Raw genomic sequence first — 15,785 nt, forward strand, 5'->3', positions numbered from 1 at the left:
GTCGCGGATAAATGGGTAATGAGGTATGCGTGACAAGCACCAAGTCATTGAGGAGCCGTGTGAAGGGAAACCTTCATGCACGGTTTTGAAGACCAACGGGGTTGGTGACAACCTCGTTGAGTTTAATAAATAACGTTTCTCAAACCAGAAAGCAACATTAACAAGACCAATCAATACAGGCACTTCCACCAGAGGCCCGACGACGGCAGCAAAAGCAACACCCGAATTAATGCCAAATACTGCGATCGCAACTGCGATCGCTAGTTCAAAATTATTTCCGGCGGCTGTAAAAGCTACACTTGCGGCTCTAGAATAGTCTGTCTTAATCCGCCAAGCCATGTAAAAGCTAACCAGAAACATGATCACGAAGTAAATGATCATCGGAATTGCAATCTTCACCACATCCAGGGGTATTTGAACGATCAAATTCCCTTTCAAACTGAACATAACCACGATTGTAAATAACAGAGCAATCAGCGTGATCGGGCTAATTTTAGTCACAAATTTCTCATGATACCACTGCTTGCTTTTCACCTTCACTAGGAAGAAACGAGTCAAAAATCCCCCTAAAAAAGGAATACCAAGATAAATAAACACACTTTGGGCAATCTCGGCAATGCTTACATTAACAACACTGCCTTGTAACCCAAACAGTGGCGGCAGTACAGTGATGAAAAACCATGTATAAGGACTATAAAAAATGACTTGAAAGATACTGTTGAAGGCAACCAATCCAGCCGTGTATTCTGTATTGCCTCGTGCCAAGTCACTCCACACAACTACCATTGCAATACAACGGGCTAATCCAATCAGAATCAATCCTGTCATGTATTCTGGATAACCATGTAAAAAGGTAGCCGCCAGAGCAAACATCAGAATTGGCCCAATGATCCAATTCTGAATTAGCGATATACCGAGAATTTTGCCGTTGCGAAATACATCCCCTAATTCTTCATACCGCACCTTAGCTAGAGGTGGGTACATCATCAAAATTAATCCAATGGCGATCGGTATATTGGTTGTTCCTACTTGGAACTGGTTGATAAAGGCTTCTACTCCCGGAAAGAAATAGCCCAGAGCAACACCGATAGCCATTGCTAAAAAAATCCACAAGGTTAGGAAGCGGTCAATAAAGGAGAGGCGTTTTAAAGTCTTTTTGTTCATACAGCCTCCATACACCTTACATTATTAGGACTTACGCACGAGTTACGGAATAACGTGATAGTCTTTAGCGTAGGCGTAGCCCGCCGCAGGCATCGCCTCTGTAATGGGATAGACCGTGCTGGAACCATCAATTTTAATTGTTGCTGTTGGGGAGCATCCCAATGCAAGCAAATTTACCAAGTTAGCAGGTAGTCATTGCGAATGGAGCGTTCGCGGTAGCGTCTCGTAAGAGAAGCGGAATGTTCGCCCAAGGCGTTCCCGAAGGGTAGCAATCGCAGCATCTAGACTTTGCGATTGCTTCGCTTCATTTCATTACGCTCGCAATGACAAAATATGTTTTTACACATTTGGGATGCTCCCTTGCTGTTGCAGCCTTACCAGAATCTCTTACCTCAGTAACCTTCTGTGACTGCTGAGTTTGAGTAGATGTGTTGGATGCTGCTGTACAACTGGTCGTCAAAGCCAACATTCCGAGTGCAAGAGCCAATTCCTTTGCTGCTGTGTTCATTGACCCCACCCCTGTGAGTTATATCAAAAGTATATCTCTATCATTTCAAAAAAAATTGATTTGTCAATCCTTAGACAACTAGAAGGAAACAAAACATTACAAAAAAAATTGATGAATTTTTAACAAAGTTTATGGGTTTAATTCCCCTGCCTAAGAAGGGCAGTATGTTTTACGGTGGGGTTCAAATCCCCAAACGCTCTTTACCAGACGCACTCGCGTTCGCTAATGCAAAACTTAATTACGAATTACGAATTACGTAGCTTGCTTCTCGCCTTTGGCGAGTATTACGAATTATTTAAGTCTCGCAGGGGGGACGAATCGGTAATATTGGGCTAAAGCGGCGGAATTCTGCTAGATACTGTTCTAAGGCAACAAACTGCGGCAGATTGAGGCTGTAGTAAATCCAGCGCCCTTCTTGACGAGCGCGAACTAAACCCGCTTCTTTCAGGGTTTTGAGGTGAAAAGACAGTTTAGACTGAGTGGTTCCCAGATGGTCGCACAGGTCACACACGCATAGTTCTTGAGAGCGCAGCAGTTCTAATACCTTAATCCGTAGGGGGTCAGACAGGGCATGAAAGCCAGCAGCGATCGTATCAGGAGTGAAGGTGCTATTAGAAGCCATCAACTTTTTTTGAAGTATTTCTTTATGGTAAAGTCTAATTGAATAGTATTAGTACTTAAAAAGACCCGAAGTGTCTGATCAAAAAAGTCCACCAGCAGTAATTGGAGTAGTGTCTTGTTTTTGAAGATTTATTGATAATGATAATTGCTTGACCGAGTTTTTTTGGTATTCGTCCTGTAATTGCTATTAGTTAACTAACTAACTTAACTAGCGTACAGGCGCAAGCTTTTTTCGACCAAGGAGTTAAGGCTTTGTCCCTCTTTCTTTGCAAGAAATACAATTTTTTTGTGTAAATCAGGGTCAATTCTCACCATGAATTTACCTGAGAATGGCTTATCAGCCTCCTCTCCACGTTCTCTACAAAAATCTAAATAATCATCCACTGAATCAGAAAAAGCTTGTTTTAGTTCGTCTACGCTACTACCTTGAAAAGTAATCACGTCCCGAATATTAATTACTTCACCGTGAAAAATTTCTGCCTCAGCATCAAATTCTACAGATGCTTCATATCCTTTATATTTCATCGTTTTCAGTCCCCGCTTCTTTAATCCCCGCTTCTGTCAAGAACCGCCGCATCGACTTAACAGCACCTTTGTCAGTTTCTTTTTCAGGGTGTGGTCTGTGAAATGTAGCTCTTATATCATTAAGAGCAAATCTGACTCTTGACCCTCAACATCTGATACCTCTGCACCAAGAGCAACTAATAAAGACTCTATATCACTCCAGAAAATATTTGATCTGATGGGGTTTTGAAAAAGGGCATCAAGAGTTTTTTGGTGTTTACTGTTAAGTTCCATTTTGATAGTATCATATACTGATACTATGATTTCCGAAAATTGTTACACTTTGCAAAATCTTAAAGATTAAGGTAACAGTTACAAAACTGTACTTCCGACTTCCGACTTCTTTAACCTACTTTGATTTCTTCTCGCCTACTTACGAATTACAAATTACGAATTATTTTAAGGTTTATAGTCGATTTTTAGTTGGAATCACAATCATCGAGAAATAGGGTACTTCGGCTGGATCAACTTCATCCAGAGGTATGATGCGTTGCTGTGATGTTGATGCCCGCTCAATATATCTTGCCCGTGATGCTAGCCCTAATTTATGCAAGATATCTCGTACTTTGGTAAAGTGACGACCTAGCTTCATAATTGCTGCTGCGTCGGTCATCAGCAGATGTGTAGTCAATTCTTCTGCTGGCAATGGTGCGGGTAAGACTGTGAGAATATCGGTGTAGTAGGTGAAAGGTACACCCAAGGCTACCGGACAAGCCATCAGCGAAGAAACTCCGGGGACAACTTCTGTTTCATACTGGTCACATAACCGGGTGAACAGGTACATGAATGAGCCATAAAAAAATGGATCACCCTCGCATAGCACCACGACATCTCGACCGGCTGCTAAATGGTCGGCGATTGGTTCAATTTCCTTGTCATAAATAGATTTTGCCTTTTCTGGTTCCAAAGCGCGGGGGAGATGAAATAACACCTCAATTTGATTGCCAGGAAGATACTGCGCCACGATCGCTCTAGCAATACTTTCTTTATCTGTGGCTGATTGATAGGCTACCACAGGAGCCGCACGTAATAACCGCAGTGCTTTCAGAGTCAATAGTTCGGGATCGCCTGGGCCGACACCAATTCCATAAAGACGACCTTTGGTTTTCATATTCATTCTTCCTCCGTTGCCAAGGCGTTAACTGCTGCGGCTGCGATCGCACTTCCACCGCGCCGACCATGTAAGGTTAAAAATGGTACATTTCTGCTGTCTGCTGCCAACGCGGCTTTCGATTCGGCTGCACCGACAAAACCAACTGGAAAGCCTAAGATAATAGCAGGTTTCGACGCTCCTTCATCGAGCATTTCTAATAGCCTAAACAGTGCTGTGGGCGCATTGCCAATTGCGATCACTGATCCTTCAAGGTGCGATCGCCATAATTCTAGGGCTGCCGCCGACCTTGTAGTATTTAGACGCTGGGCAATTTCTGGCACTTCCGGCTCGTTGAGGGTACAGATAACTTGATTATTTGCCGATAACCGCCGCCTGGTAACGCCATCGGCAACCATCCGGCAATCGCACAGAATTGGCGCTCCTGCTGCTAGTGCTGCCCTTGCAGATTGTACTGCTGTTGGTGAATATCCCAAGTCAGTGACAATATCCGTCATTCCACAGGCATGAATGAGACGCACAGCAACTTTTGCTACATCTGGCGGCAGCACATCTAGGTTCGCTTCTGACCGGATGATTGCAAAAGAATTACGGTAAATTTCGTTGGCATCTCGGATGTAGTCGGGCATTCGATTTGGGATTTGGGATTTTGGATTGATTTGTTAATTAACCGCAGAGGCAATAGAGTTGCCAGTGCGTTGGGCGGGTTCCCCGACTTGTTCGCGCAGCGTCTCCCCTTGGGAGAAGCAACTGGCGCAACACAGAGAAAGAGAAACAGATTTCTAAGTATTGATTAAATTCAGGATTTACGCAAACTACCTCTCAAACTTTTATTTCTCCGTGTTCTCTGTGCCTCTGTGGTTCAATTTTTCTGCATATCGATTAGCAAATTCCCCAAAAGACTCATCAGAATTTAGGCGTTGAATTTTATGTACATATAGCATCCGCTCTATTAATGCCGGTAGCTCGGCAAAAGTTACATTTTGATACAGTTCACGTCCGAATTTCTGGTTGCTGTCACCAACATAAACGTGATAGCCCTCCACAGTTCCATTATCAGCCTCAATGCTGACACCAAGCAGAGTAATATCACTCTTGCTATGCTGGGCGCAGGATTTTTCGCACCCGCTAAAGTGGATATTAACAGGGCAATCCAGAGTGAGGCGAGTTTCAAGATACTTTGCTAATGCTAATGCATGAGTTTTGGTATCCGTGGCAGAAGCGGCGCAACCCTTTTTTCCAGAACAGGCAACTAATGCACTCTTGATGTTAGTTGCTGAGGAATCTAATCCTAAGAAAGCAATTTCACTTTGGACATCAGCAACCCATTGCTGAGAAATATCTGTTATCAGCAAATTTTGCCAGGGGGTTAACCGAAGAGTGCCGCTAGCGTATTTTGTTGCTAAATCTGCCAAACCCCGCATTTGGCTACTCTCCAGTCGCCCAAGGGGTAAGACGACACCAAGATAAAATAAGCCTTTCTGACGTTGGGGGTGGATGCCAATATGCTGATACTTAGCATCTGACCTCTCCCCCAACCCCTCTCCTGCAAGGAGAGGGGAGAATTTCTCCCCCTTCCCTAATAGGGAAGGGGGTTGGGGGGTTAGGTCACTGTACAAAAGAGGGAAAGGTAGACGCTGTTCAACTTGCTGGAGATAATTTTCACAACCCAAAGTATTCAATAACTCTAAGAGCCGTAGCCGACGCTTACTTGTAGTATTACTATGAGCTAGATAGACCTCTGCCAAAGCTGCCAAGACGGGCAAACATTTCTCTGGTGATAACAAAATTCCCATATCGCTGGGCGGTTGACCTTTTGCACCTACACTGAGATAAAGGCGGAAGTAAACATTACCGTTAACTAAGACAGCAGCAAATAAGATATCATTCAAGCGATCGCACACCCGAATTATCCCACCACCATCAAAGCAAACGCTAAATTTTGCCGACAGTCCCGAAAGCGCCGGATGTGCAGCAATATAATCATCCCAACCTTGGACAAAAGGGCGGGTGTCGATTAATTCTAGCGGGTCGATACCAGCAGTTGGGCTGGTCATAACATTGCGGATGTGGTCTACAACAGGATTGCGAGAACCCAATCCTATATTCTGTAGATGTTTCAGAACCTCAGCATTTATCCCCGTGCGGATTTCGCGGACTTGTAGATTAGCTCGATTAGTCACATCTACATAGCCGCCACCGTGCTGTTCTGCTATATCTGCGATCGCACGGCACTGCTGACTACTAATAATTCCACCTGGTATTCTAATTCGAGATAATATACCATCGGCGGCGGGTGTCGCATAAAACAAGCCAGGACAAGCGGCAAATCCAGAAAGCAAACTTGTAACTCCTTCCCCGTGCAACGCAGGGAGTAGACGGTGAGTGTGTCTTGAAGACATCTTGAGAGTTGGCATTCTGACTTGGGCGATCCCATCACAGCTGCGGCACAGTCCCGGAATTTCACCGGAGTTTCCCAACTCCAAGCTTTAGTAATTTAGCACGAGAACGTAGTCATAAAATTTAATGCTTCATATTTTGAATCAACCTATAGCAGTTCTCGCTTGCGTCAAATACAGGTGATCGTAGGGGCTAAGCTTTGCTCATTAGTGTCAACTTAACGTAAAAGTCATGTCCCGCAAGGAACTGAAGTTCCTTGGCTTTTAGCGAAAGTCTTCTTTTAATGACTAAATATAGCCAAAAATCTTTAGTCTACTTCAGTAGACTTTAGCTAAAAGCCAAAGAACTTTAGTTCGAGGCGGGCGAGGAAGCCAACAGTTAAGCTATTTCTAGTTAAGTTGACACTTGTGAGCAATGCTGTGCCCTTACCGTGTATCGTCTCCACGCCCAAAGACGTGAGTTCGACGGCTCATGTAGTAACCGCCTAATTAGCTTAATAAAAAAACCTCTCCCTGGTTTTACTACGCAAAACCGTCCCTCTCCGAGTCGGAGAGGGACAGATTTGAACGAAAAACATAATTTTGAGCCACTTTCCAATAGCGCGAGAACCGCTTGAGGTCAATATAGCCATCATAGTCAAAAAATGGTTCTACTTCTAGCACTTCCACTGCTATAGAACCGTCCATTTGATTGCAGATATCATCAAATCGGGGACTCGGACTGTTAGCTGTGACAACTAAATTCGCATCATGTTCTTGAGCAAAAGCTAAAATTTCTTGTGCCACATTACCACGACGGATAACAACGGGTAACTCTAGCAAACATTCGTAGATAAAAGCGATGCGTTTGAGACTCAGTTGCCATTCCTCTATCAAAGCCTCGTCCCAAACCCAGATAGCTGGGGCATCCGGGTATTTTTGTAGTACAGGGTTGTATGGACTGAGGCAATCTCCATGTACCCAAACAATTGGTTTAGTCATTAGTCATTAGTCATTAGTCATATCATGTCCGGCTAATTAGTTACAGTTACCACATCTGTGCAAAAATCGGAAAACCCTCTTTCCCCCAGCAAGAATAGCAAGAACAGCAAGAACTGCGGTCTTAATGATAAGTCTTTAACCGGACACGATATCAATGGTCAATAGTCAAGAGTTATTTATTATTCTCTTCCTTGTCTTTCCCTACTCCCGTTGCTCCCCTTCCCTTTCTTTCCACGCTGCCAACTTTGGCTATTGGCTTGTTTGCTAAATTTTCCTTTAGGAAAAAGTCGCTGTTCTAATTCTTCATAGCTGCCTTCAAAATCACAATGACCATAAAGGGGACATTTTTGGCAATAAACGCCTTTGGTGTAGCGTTCTAAGTTTTCACGATTGAAAAAATACGGTTTCTGACTAAAAGTGCTGGCAACCCACTGCCATGACATATTATTACTAGCAGGATCTCCATCTAAAAGGTGTTCAAGAAACCATTTAGCTCCAGCTTGCCAACGAATACGCCACCAATGGACAATGTAAGCTGCTAGCCACATCCGGGCGTGGTTATGTAGATAGCCAGTTTCTTTCAAGTCACGGCTAAAACTGTCGATGCAAACTCTACCTGTGGTTCCTTGTCTGATATCTTGCGGCAATTCGGGTGCATATTCAGCCACAGTGTAACCAGTTTTGTACTCTTCCTGGTCTTTCCAGATTCCATCTCCTAAGTTGACATATAACCGTTGCCAGTAGTCGCGCCAACCTAACTCGTTAATTAATTTCGTAGCATCATCTTGGTGCTGTACTCGTTCCAGGACATAATCTCGAATTTCTCGCAAACTCAAAACGCCATAGCGGATGTAAGGCGAAAGTCGCGTGACTGCACCTGTGAAAAAATTACGTGTTTGTGCGTAGTTTACTGCATCAATTTTTTGCAGTGCTTTTTGTGCAGCTTTGCGTCCCCCTACGGTTTGACTGATGTGGTCATCGCGTTGTGCTGCATCTGGGAATTGTTCACGCAGGTAGGCTACCAATTCATCGCGGTTGGTAAATTCGCGTTGCATATCTTTAGTCATGTGAACTTTGAAGGGTGAGAATAAATAAAAATACGGCGTTGCTGAATCATGGGATGATTTAGCTCAATTTGGAACGAGTTTTCAATGGTTTCAACCGCAAATTCATCCCGAATTTATGCAACGCCAAAAATACTTGTAGGTTAAGTCATAACACTAACTCAAGAATATATCTTCTGCTAGATTCAGAGTAACTTGCTAAAACATTTGTTGAAAGTGATTTGACTTAATACAGCATTTCATTAATTCGTAGCGAATTAAATTTGGCAATAGCTTGCAATGCCAATGCATCCCAATACAATCTTAATGCGTCCCTCTGCAATGCCAATGCATCCCGATACAATCTTAATGTGTCTCTCTGCAATGCCAATGCATCCCGATACAATCTTAATGCGTCCCTCTGCAATGCCAATGCATCCCGATACAATCTTAATGCGTGCCCCTACATTAAATCAGTGAACAGTCAACAGTTATATGTACAATTCTAAAGCGATTCCAATCTCTCACACCCTATCATGAGCAATATTCCCCAAGTCGGACAACCAGCACCAGATTTCTCCACTCCTGACCAAAATGGCAATTCAGTCACTCTCGACGACCTCAGCAGTCAATGGGTTGTCCTTTACTTCTACCCAAAAGATGATACACCCGGTTGTACCACCGAAGCGAAAGATTTCACCGAATTGTATCAAGACTTCAGCGAACTAGGAGCGAAAATCTTAGGCGTGAGTCCAGATTTGGGTAAATCCCATTGTAAATTTATCAGCAAACATAACCTGTTAATCACCCTCTTGAGTGACTCAGAACATATTTTGACAGAAGCCTACGGTGCTTGGCGCTTAAAAAAATTTATGGGCAAAGAATATATGGGTGTTGCTCGCTCAACTTTCCTAATTTCACCTGATAAAATTATTGTTTATGCTTGGCCGAATGTGAAAACCAAAGGTCATGCTCTGGCAGTTTTAACTAAATTACGGGAATTAGCAGCAACGCAAAGTCCTAAATGAGTTAGGCAAACACAATTGGATGCAGGTATAGTTACAGCAATGCTACGTCAATCATATAGTAATAAAGCACGATGTGAGCAGCTTATTTGAGCAAGCGATCGCCGATGCACTGAACTCAGTCAATCCTCAAAAAGTTCTGGAAGGCAAAGTCGCTAATGCTATCATCCAGGCAGGGTTTGATTTAGTTAGTTTTAATAAAACAGTGGGTCTAAATGGCGAAGTGGGTGAAATCGATGTGGAAACCAGTAACGCTATCATCGAAGTAACAACCCAAACTGCTCGAAAGTTGAAGCAAGTTCAAAAGTTGATATCAAACTTTGACTTGAATCCCTTGAACAAGCCAGTTATTCTCTATGCACCCAATTATAAATTTACTCCGGCTCAAGATATCATCGCTACTGGCAGTTATGTAGTTTATAGTCAAGATGAATTATTAGAATTATTATCCATACTAGGAGTATAAGTGATGCCAGAACCCATTTCCCTAATTTCTAGTGCTGAGATTAAACCAGGAGAATTTTTGAGTTTTCTGCAATATTCTGGAGTATTACTACATCCAGATAATGTATATGATGGACGTATTTCTAGAGATAATACTCATGTTTGGATTGTTTTAGATAACACTGAATTAAAAAATTTTAATCCTGATGAAATTGAACTCATAACCCAGAAACTTACAGCTAAACCTCAGACTCACATTCTGCTTGATGTCAGCAAAACTTCAGGAAGTGAGCAACTAGCGCTAGAGTTTGCATGTAAGTTTGCTAAAAAATGGTCTTGTATTGTTTACAACTCAAATTATAAAATCTACTCACCACAAGAATTATTGGAGTTATGCCCAGCAGAAGCAGGCTTTGTTTTGGGAGTAGATTCAAAAGTTAATCCCATATAGACTCGATTAAAATATCTTAAAGTCTGGTGAAGTTGCTCTAGAAACTGCCAGCGTGATGATTGAAGCAAGGAATTAGACTTTTCGCAATTTTAAATAAACATGATTCAAGTCATCCAAGCCCAAAATGTCACTCTTGCCTACTTAAAGGAAAAATTTGCTCTATATAAATCTGAAAATGAGCAATTTTTTACAGAGTGGTTTGACTACATACCTAAAATTTCCGAATTAGAAAAGCAATCCTTAGACAGAGTTAAAAATAACTATCTCAATGTGCTTGAAAATGCTCCTCTTTTAGAAGAAGCAGTAAAATTGGTAGTATTATCTCCGTTGCTAGATTTAGCTGGTTTTTATCGTCATCCTTTTTACATCACTACAGAACAAAGTGTAGAAATTAGCGAAGAAGTTATCATTGATAATGAAGTAAACACAGAAGATACTAAAGAAATTATCAAAGGCAAAATTGATGTCTTAGTTCTTCAAAATCAGCTATGGTTACTAATCATTGAATCTAAGAGGTCTAGTTTTTCCTTGGCAAAGGCGATTCCTCAAGCACTAACTTATATGCTGGCAAATCCCCACCCGGAAAATCCTGCATATTCCTTAGTAATGAATGGAGAAGATTTCCAATTTATGAAGTTGATAAAACAAGATAAACCAATATATGCTTTATCTGATAGATTCACTTTATATAGACGCGAAAATGAATTGTATAAAGTTTTGAATATATTAAAAAAAATAGGTCAAGTTTTAAGTTAATTATCTTTGATATTCCTATTTATGGTAATAGAAAATTGTTATAATATTTATACTGCATCTTTAAAATGAATTATGGTTCAATTTATCCAAGCACAAAATGTCGGGCTTGCTTATTTGGAAGAAAAATTTAGTCTACAGCTAGCCGAAGATGATGCATTCTTCACAGAATGGTTTGAAAATTTACCGGAAATTACAGATTTAGAAAAGCCAGATTTAGACAGAATAAAACTTAATTTTCTCCGTTTAGTCAAGCGTCCTCCTTTGTCAGAAGAAACGGTGAAATTAGTAGTTTTATCTCCTTTACTCAATTTAGCTGGATTTTATGATGAGCCTTTTTATATGAGAGGCGAACAATCAATAGAAATTTCTGCGGAAGATGAAGGAGAAGTTATTAGAGGTAGAATTGATATTTTAGTTATTCAAGAACAATTCTGGTTGTTAGTAATTGAATCTAAAAGGTTTAGCTTTTCTCTTTTAGAAACCATACCTCAAGCACTTGTTTACATGTTGGCTAATCCAAGTCAAGACAAACCTACTTTTGGATTAGTAACAAATGGTAGTGATTTTATTTTCTTGAAACTTACCAAAGAAAATCAGCCAAAGTATGCTATGTCTGACCAATTTACACTTTTGAAACGAAAAAGTGAACTGTATCAGGTTCTAAGTGTATTAAAAAAATTGAGTCAAATTTTGAGTTAATAATTATGTCTATTCTTCCTATATACCTTGATTGCCACGCTACTACACCTGTAGATGAACGGGTATTAGCAGCAATGCTCCCCTACTTCACAGAAAAATTTGGCAACCCAGCAAGTATCGGTCATGTTTACGGTTGGGAAGCAGAAGCTGCTGTTAAGCAAACGCGAGAGATTTTAGCAGCAGCAATTAACGCCACTCCCGAAGAAATTGTTTTTACCAGTGGTGCAACAGAAGCGAATAATTTAGCTATTAAAGGTGTTGCCGAAGCTTATTTTAAAAAAGGTCAGCATATTATTACTGTTGCCACTGAACATAGTGCAGTTATTGACCCTTGTAATTATTTAAAAACTCTCGGTTTTGAAATTACTATTCTCCCTGTCCAAAAAGATGGATTGATTGATTTAACTGAGTTAAAAAAAGCTTTCCGTCCTGAGACGATTTTGGTGTCGGTAATGGCTGCAAATAATGAAATTGGTGTGTTGCAGCCTTTGGCAGAAATTGGGGAAATGTGCCATGAACACAACATCATTTTCCACACCGATGCAGCCCAAGCTATTGGTAAAATTCCCCTAGATGTGCAAGCGATGAAAATTGACTTGATGTCGCTAACCGCACACAAAGTATATGGGCCAAAGGGCATTGGGGCGCTGTACGTCCGTAGGCGCAACCCTAGAGTGCAACTAGCTCCCCAGCAGCACGGCGGCGGACATGAACGAGGGATGCGGTCTGGGACATTGTATACACCGCAAATTGTCGGCTTTGGGAAAGCTGTAGAAATCGCTTTGATAGAACAAGCAACAGAAACCCAACGCCTCACCCAGTTAAGACAAAGCTTGTGGGAACAGCTTTCCCAACTTGAAGGAATTCATCTCAACGGACACCCTCAAGACCGATTGGCGGGAAACTTGAATATCAGCGTTGAGGGGGTGGATGGAGCCGCACTTTTGCTAGGATTGCAGCCAGTAATGGCGATTTCTTCTGGTTCTGCTTGCTCATCGGCAAATACTGCACCCTCCCATGTTCTGACAGCACTGGGAAACTCCCAACAGCTAGCTTATGCCTCAGTGCGGTTTGGGATTGGACGGTTTAATACCCAAGAGGAGATTGATATTGTGGCGAAACATGTGATCGCTACTATTCAAAGCTTACGCAAGACCTCTTTTATGGATTCTCGCAAAGGATTGCGCCAATCTGATCTAGCTCCTGCTGATTGAGGCGAAATTCCCCAGCAGCGATGATCCCTTCCACCTGCTTGGGATTGCGCGCGCCAACGATCGCAGCTGTCACCGCCGGATTGTTTAAAGTCCAAGCGATCGCTACTTCACCGGGGGAGCGATCGTGTTGCTTACCAATATCTTGTAACACCTCCACCAACTTCAGGTTACGAGATAAACGTGGCTCTTGAAATTCACCAAGGCTATTTCATTCTCATCTAGTCCGCCTCAGAATGAATTCTGAGTCTAATAGCACTCATTCGTCTAAAGACGACTGAGAAAAGGTTACAGTCCGTTAAAACGGACTTTAGCTATGAGCCGCAAAACTTCAGTTCTGGGCGGTTTCTGTCTAGAACGAAATAGCCCTGGTGGAAATACGACAGTCAATCACTACTTATGTAGGATGAATGTTGTGTTGATACATACTGCTTATACACTAGTGGTTTGTCTCATTAAATTTGCTGGGTTCGTAGTAGGCACTGAAGTGCTTAAAAATCTAGTAGGACTTACGCAAAATATCTCTCAAACTCTGATTTCTCCGTGTACTCTGCGCCTAATAAGGTTCGTTATTCCGTAACTCTTGCGTAAGTCCTATCTAGGACTAAAGTCCTTACTACGAACTTGTTCACCCCTCAAAATTAATGAAACAGACCACTAGACTTACTCGAAGATAGTAACAGTTGTCAGTGTTTATCAAAATACAGAAGTAATATGTCAGAAGATTTAAAAGGCAAAGTTGCGCTAATCACTGGTGCAAACAAAGGTATCGGGTATGAGATTGCACGCCAACTAGGTTCTAGAGGCGCTACTGTTCTTGTTGCTGCAAGAAATATCAAACGTGGTGAAGAAGCGGCGAATAAACTTCGTTTAAATGAGATCGATGCCCGAACAGTTCAACTTGATGTCATCGAGCAAAAAACAATCGATTCTGCGGTTAAACAAATCGAGAGCGAATTCGGAAAACTTGACATCCTTGTGAATAATGCTGGGATAATACCAAGGATACCGCACTGTTGAGCAAGGAGCGATCGTAGCAGTGAGACTTGCCACTCTACCTGATGATGGTTCTAGCGGAGGGTTTTTTGATGACAATGGCGTGGTTCCCTGGTAGAAAGTAAGGGAGCATGGGGCATTGAGCAGGAATTAGAAAACTCGGTTCATCCAGCTTTGATACTCGTTAACGAGTCTTTGAACTGGATGAATCCACCTTTTATACTCATTAACGAGTCTCTGAACTGGATGAATCCACCTTTTATACTCATTAACGAGTCTCTGAACTGGATGAATCCACCTTTTATACTCATTAACGAGTCTCTGAACTGGATGAATCCACCTTTTATACTCATTAATGAGTCTTTGAACTGGATGAATCCACCTTTTATACTCATTAATGAGTCTTTGAACTGGATGAATCCACCTTTTATACTCATTAAGGGATTTCCAAGAAATAAATTATCCAAATAAACGAACCACAGAGACACAGAGGAATAAGGAGGAGAGAGTTTTTTCGCCAGTTTTTTGAGTATTTTTTTATTTGGAAGTCCCTAACGAGTCTCTGAACTGGATGAATCCACCTCAGAACTCCGTTCATCCAGCTTGTCTCCTTGTCCTCTTCCACTCCCCACTCCCCACTCCCCATTTAATATGGATTTGAATCAATCCGTCCCCTTTTAACACTTCTGAGATAGTACCCAGAGGTTGGTCTGTTTCTCAAATTAAAGGTGTCGCCACTGCGAACTTTCCAAATTTTGTAATTGGAAAAGGTCAAAGGCGTTCGGGGTTCGCATACTTCCGGCAGATGATTGCCAAGTACAAAGTACGCGTCACCCCTACCCATAACTTTCACCAAACCGTTTTTATCCACAAGAACCGATGTACTTTCACTAACCGCTATGCCTAAAACACTGCTACATACACCGTCTTTAATTTGACGGGCAATGAAAGCCATAATTCGACCCATTCTTTGCCGCCTGTCAAAGTGCGTATCTACGATGGTTCCCTTCAAATTACTCCAATTGAAAAAGTTGTAAGTAAAAGTAATGTCCCGGTAAGGATCATCCAGTGCATCTCTAGTTTCAATGCCTTTTTCAGAAGAAGCACAAGCATCATAGACACAATCACTTTGGATCATCGCACCCGCACTAGTGCCACCAATACCACCTCCCTTAAGATAAACTGACTTAACGGCAGCCTCAACCTTGGTATCCTTCCAGTTGCGGATGTATTGACATTGGTCGCCGCCAGCAAAGAAAATTACATCAGCATTTCTGATTTTTTCATAAATCTCAGCTTTGTTTGCTTCTTCTCTATTGCGAATCAGAAGAGTTTCCACAAAGTTTACGCCCTTCATGGCATAAATTAGCCGATTGTAATCGTGATTACCATTCGTGCGGAGAACTACAACATTAACTTTAGTGCCGGAGTTACTACTTCCCCTAACTTGGTTGATCATCCACTGGATTGCATCATCGACATCGGGGCCACCCCCACCTAAGCTAAGGACTGGGCCTGCTAAGGAGGGTCTAGCATTGTCGAAACCAGAGCCAGAGGGGGAGGGAGAGGGGCGGACATCAACAGTGTCACCCAGGAAGTAGCGTTTCCAGCTTGCAATAAAACGGGTTATTAGGAAGGTTCCCATCTTCAACAACTTGATTCCTGTACTTTTCAAGCGCCTTGCTATGCTTGGGAATGCCTTTGTCATACTAAGCTTCTGGAGCAAACTGCAATTATTGCTAGGCTGTTACGCACTTTAATTGCTTATTTTTCCGTGAAATTCGTCCTTTGTCATCAGTCATTTATCAGTTG

At 42.1% G+C, this 15,785-nt stretch carries 20 protein-coding genes and 1 riboswitch; of the genes, 7 read left to right on the forward strand and 13 right to left on the reverse strand.

Annotation, left to right across the window (positions count from 1 at the left end; translation table 11 throughout):
• The 11 genes from arsB to LC653_RS14055 all read right to left on the reverse strand — a co-directional run.
• Positions 1-1,164: ACR3 family arsenite efflux transporter (gene arsB, locus LC653_RS14005; protein ID WP_308189085.1), on the reverse strand; the 1,164-nt coding region annotated here is incomplete at its 3' end.
• 42 nt (positions 1,165-1,206) lie between these two features.
• On the reverse strand, positions 1,207-1,344 hold the full coding sequence (locus tag LC653_RS14010; protein WP_229495059.1) for a hypothetical protein: 138 nt from the start codon (positions 1,342-1,344) through the stop codon (positions 1,207-1,209).
• Positions 1,345-1,468: 124 nt separating this feature from the next.
• The gene (locus LC653_RS46215) at positions 1,469-1,672 is read right to left on the reverse strand and encodes a hypothetical protein (RefSeq protein WP_267923054.1); all 204 of its coding nucleotides are present in this window, start codon (positions 1,670-1,672) and stop codon (positions 1,469-1,471) included.
• A gap of 295 nt (positions 1,673-1,967) precedes the next feature.
• Positions 1,968-2,294, reverse strand: coding sequence for an ArsR/SmtB family transcription factor (locus LC653_RS14020; RefSeq protein WP_229487029.1), 327 nt, complete (start codon positions 2,292-2,294; stop codon positions 1,968-1,970).
• 203 nt (positions 2,295-2,497) lie between these two features.
• Entirely contained in the window at positions 2,498-2,818 is a 321-nt protein-coding gene (locus LC653_RS14025; RefSeq protein WP_229495060.1) for a type II toxin-antitoxin system HicB family antitoxin, read from the reverse strand.
• Complete coding sequence (locus LC653_RS46820) at positions 2,808-2,933, reverse strand: type II toxin-antitoxin system HicA family toxin (RefSeq protein ID WP_308189086.1); 126 nt, start codon at positions 2,931-2,933, stop codon at positions 2,808-2,810. Before LC653_RS46820 ends, LC653_RS14025 begins: the two co-directional genes overlap by 11 nt.
• A 330-nt stretch (positions 2,934-3,263) precedes the next feature.
• Positions 3,264-3,968 (reverse strand): precorrin-2 C(20)-methyltransferase, encoded by a 705-nt coding sequence (locus LC653_RS14035; protein ID WP_229495061.1) that lies wholly within the window; start codon positions 3,966-3,968, stop codon positions 3,264-3,266.
• Positions 3,969-3,970: 2 nt separating this feature from the next.
• Positions 3,971-4,597, reverse strand: a complete 627-nt coding sequence (locus tag LC653_RS14040; RefSeq protein WP_229495062.1) for a precorrin-8X methylmutase — start codon at positions 4,595-4,597, stop codon at positions 3,971-3,973.
• Positions 4,598-4,798: 201 nt separating this feature from the next.
• Positions 4,799-6,370: a precorrin-3B synthase gene (gene cobG / locus LC653_RS14045; RefSeq protein WP_229495063.1), complete on the reverse strand. Its 1,572-nt coding sequence runs from the start codon at positions 6,368-6,370 to the stop codon at positions 4,799-4,801.
• A gap of 1 nt (position 6,371) precedes the next feature.
• A riboswitch (adenosylcobalamin-variant (AdoCbl-variant) riboswitch) is annotated at positions 6,372-6,464 on the reverse strand.
• A 425-nt stretch (positions 6,465-6,889) separates the two neighbouring features.
• Positions 6,890-7,348 carry a putative universal stress family protein gene (locus LC653_RS14050; RefSeq protein WP_229495064.1) on the reverse strand — a complete coding sequence of 153 codons (459 nt, stop codon included), beginning with the start codon at positions 7,346-7,348 and terminating at the stop codon, positions 6,890-6,892.
• Positions 7,349-7,527: 179 nt separating this feature from the next.
• Positions 7,528-8,415 (reverse strand): FAD-binding domain-containing protein, encoded by an 888-nt coding sequence (locus LC653_RS14055; RefSeq protein WP_229495065.1) that lies wholly within the window; start codon positions 8,413-8,415, stop codon positions 7,528-7,530.
• A gap of 512 nt (positions 8,416-8,927) precedes the next feature.
• Here LC653_RS14055 and bcp point away from each other — a divergent pair.
• The 6 genes from bcp to LC653_RS14085 all read left to right on the forward strand — a co-directional run bounded on the left by bcp (position 8,928) and on the right by LC653_RS14085 (position 12,980).
• A complete protein-coding gene (bcp, locus tag LC653_RS14060; protein ID WP_229495066.1) occupies positions 8,928-9,419 on the forward strand; it encodes a thioredoxin-dependent thiol peroxidase in 492 nt (163 codons plus the stop codon).
• Positions 9,420-9,492: 73 nt separating this feature from the next.
• Positions 9,493-9,882, forward strand: a complete 390-nt coding sequence (locus tag LC653_RS14065; protein WP_229495067.1) for a hypothetical protein — start codon at positions 9,493-9,495, stop codon at positions 9,880-9,882.
• 3 nt (positions 9,883-9,885) lie between these two features.
• Positions 9,886-10,311 (forward strand): hypothetical protein, encoded by a 426-nt coding sequence (locus tag LC653_RS14070; protein ID WP_229495068.1) that lies wholly within the window; start codon positions 9,886-9,888, stop codon positions 10,309-10,311.
• A gap of 99 nt (positions 10,312-10,410) precedes the next feature.
• Positions 10,411-11,067 carry a type I restriction endonuclease gene (locus LC653_RS14075; protein ID WP_229495069.1) on the forward strand — a complete coding sequence of 219 codons (657 nt, stop codon included), beginning with the start codon at positions 10,411-10,413 and terminating at the stop codon, positions 11,065-11,067.
• A 72-nt stretch (positions 11,068-11,139) separates the two neighbouring features.
• Complete coding sequence (locus tag LC653_RS14080; protein WP_229495070.1) at positions 11,140-11,766, forward strand: type I restriction enzyme HsdR N-terminal domain-containing protein; 627 nt, start codon at positions 11,140-11,142, stop codon at positions 11,764-11,766.
• Between the two features lie 5 nt (positions 11,767-11,771).
• Positions 11,772-12,980 carry an IscS subfamily cysteine desulfurase gene (locus LC653_RS14085; RefSeq protein ID WP_229495071.1) on the forward strand — a complete coding sequence of 403 codons (1,209 nt, stop codon included), beginning with the start codon at positions 11,772-11,774 and terminating at the stop codon, positions 12,978-12,980.
• On the opposite strand, the gene LC653_RS14090 is transcribed toward LC653_RS14085, so the two are convergent.
• Positions 12,928-13,131, reverse strand: coding sequence for an aldo/keto reductase (locus tag LC653_RS14090; protein WP_229495072.1), 204 nt, complete (start codon positions 13,129-13,131; stop codon positions 12,928-12,930). The two genes, LC653_RS14085 and LC653_RS14090, sit on opposite strands and share 53 nt — an antisense overlap.
• 560 nt (positions 13,132-13,691) lie before the next feature.
• Here LC653_RS14090 and LC653_RS14095 point away from each other — a divergent pair.
• The gene (locus tag LC653_RS14095; RefSeq protein WP_229495073.1) at positions 13,692-13,997 is read left to right on the forward strand and encodes an SDR family NAD(P)-dependent oxidoreductase; all 306 of its coding nucleotides are present in this window, start codon (positions 13,692-13,694) and stop codon (positions 13,995-13,997) included.
• Positions 13,998-14,619: 622 nt separating this feature from the next.
• On the opposite strand, the gene LC653_RS14100 is transcribed toward LC653_RS14095, so the two are convergent.
• Entirely contained in the window at positions 14,620-15,681 is a 1,062-nt protein-coding gene (locus tag LC653_RS14100; RefSeq protein ID WP_229495074.1) for a cyanophycinase, read from the reverse strand.
• Between the last annotated feature and the right edge of the window lie 104 nt (positions 15,682-15,785).

Source organism: Nostoc mirabile CHAB5784 (assembly GCF_020829645.1).
GTDB classification, from domain to species: domain Bacteria; phylum Cyanobacteriota; class Cyanobacteriia; order Cyanobacteriales; family Nostocaceae; genus Nostoc; species Nostoc mirabile.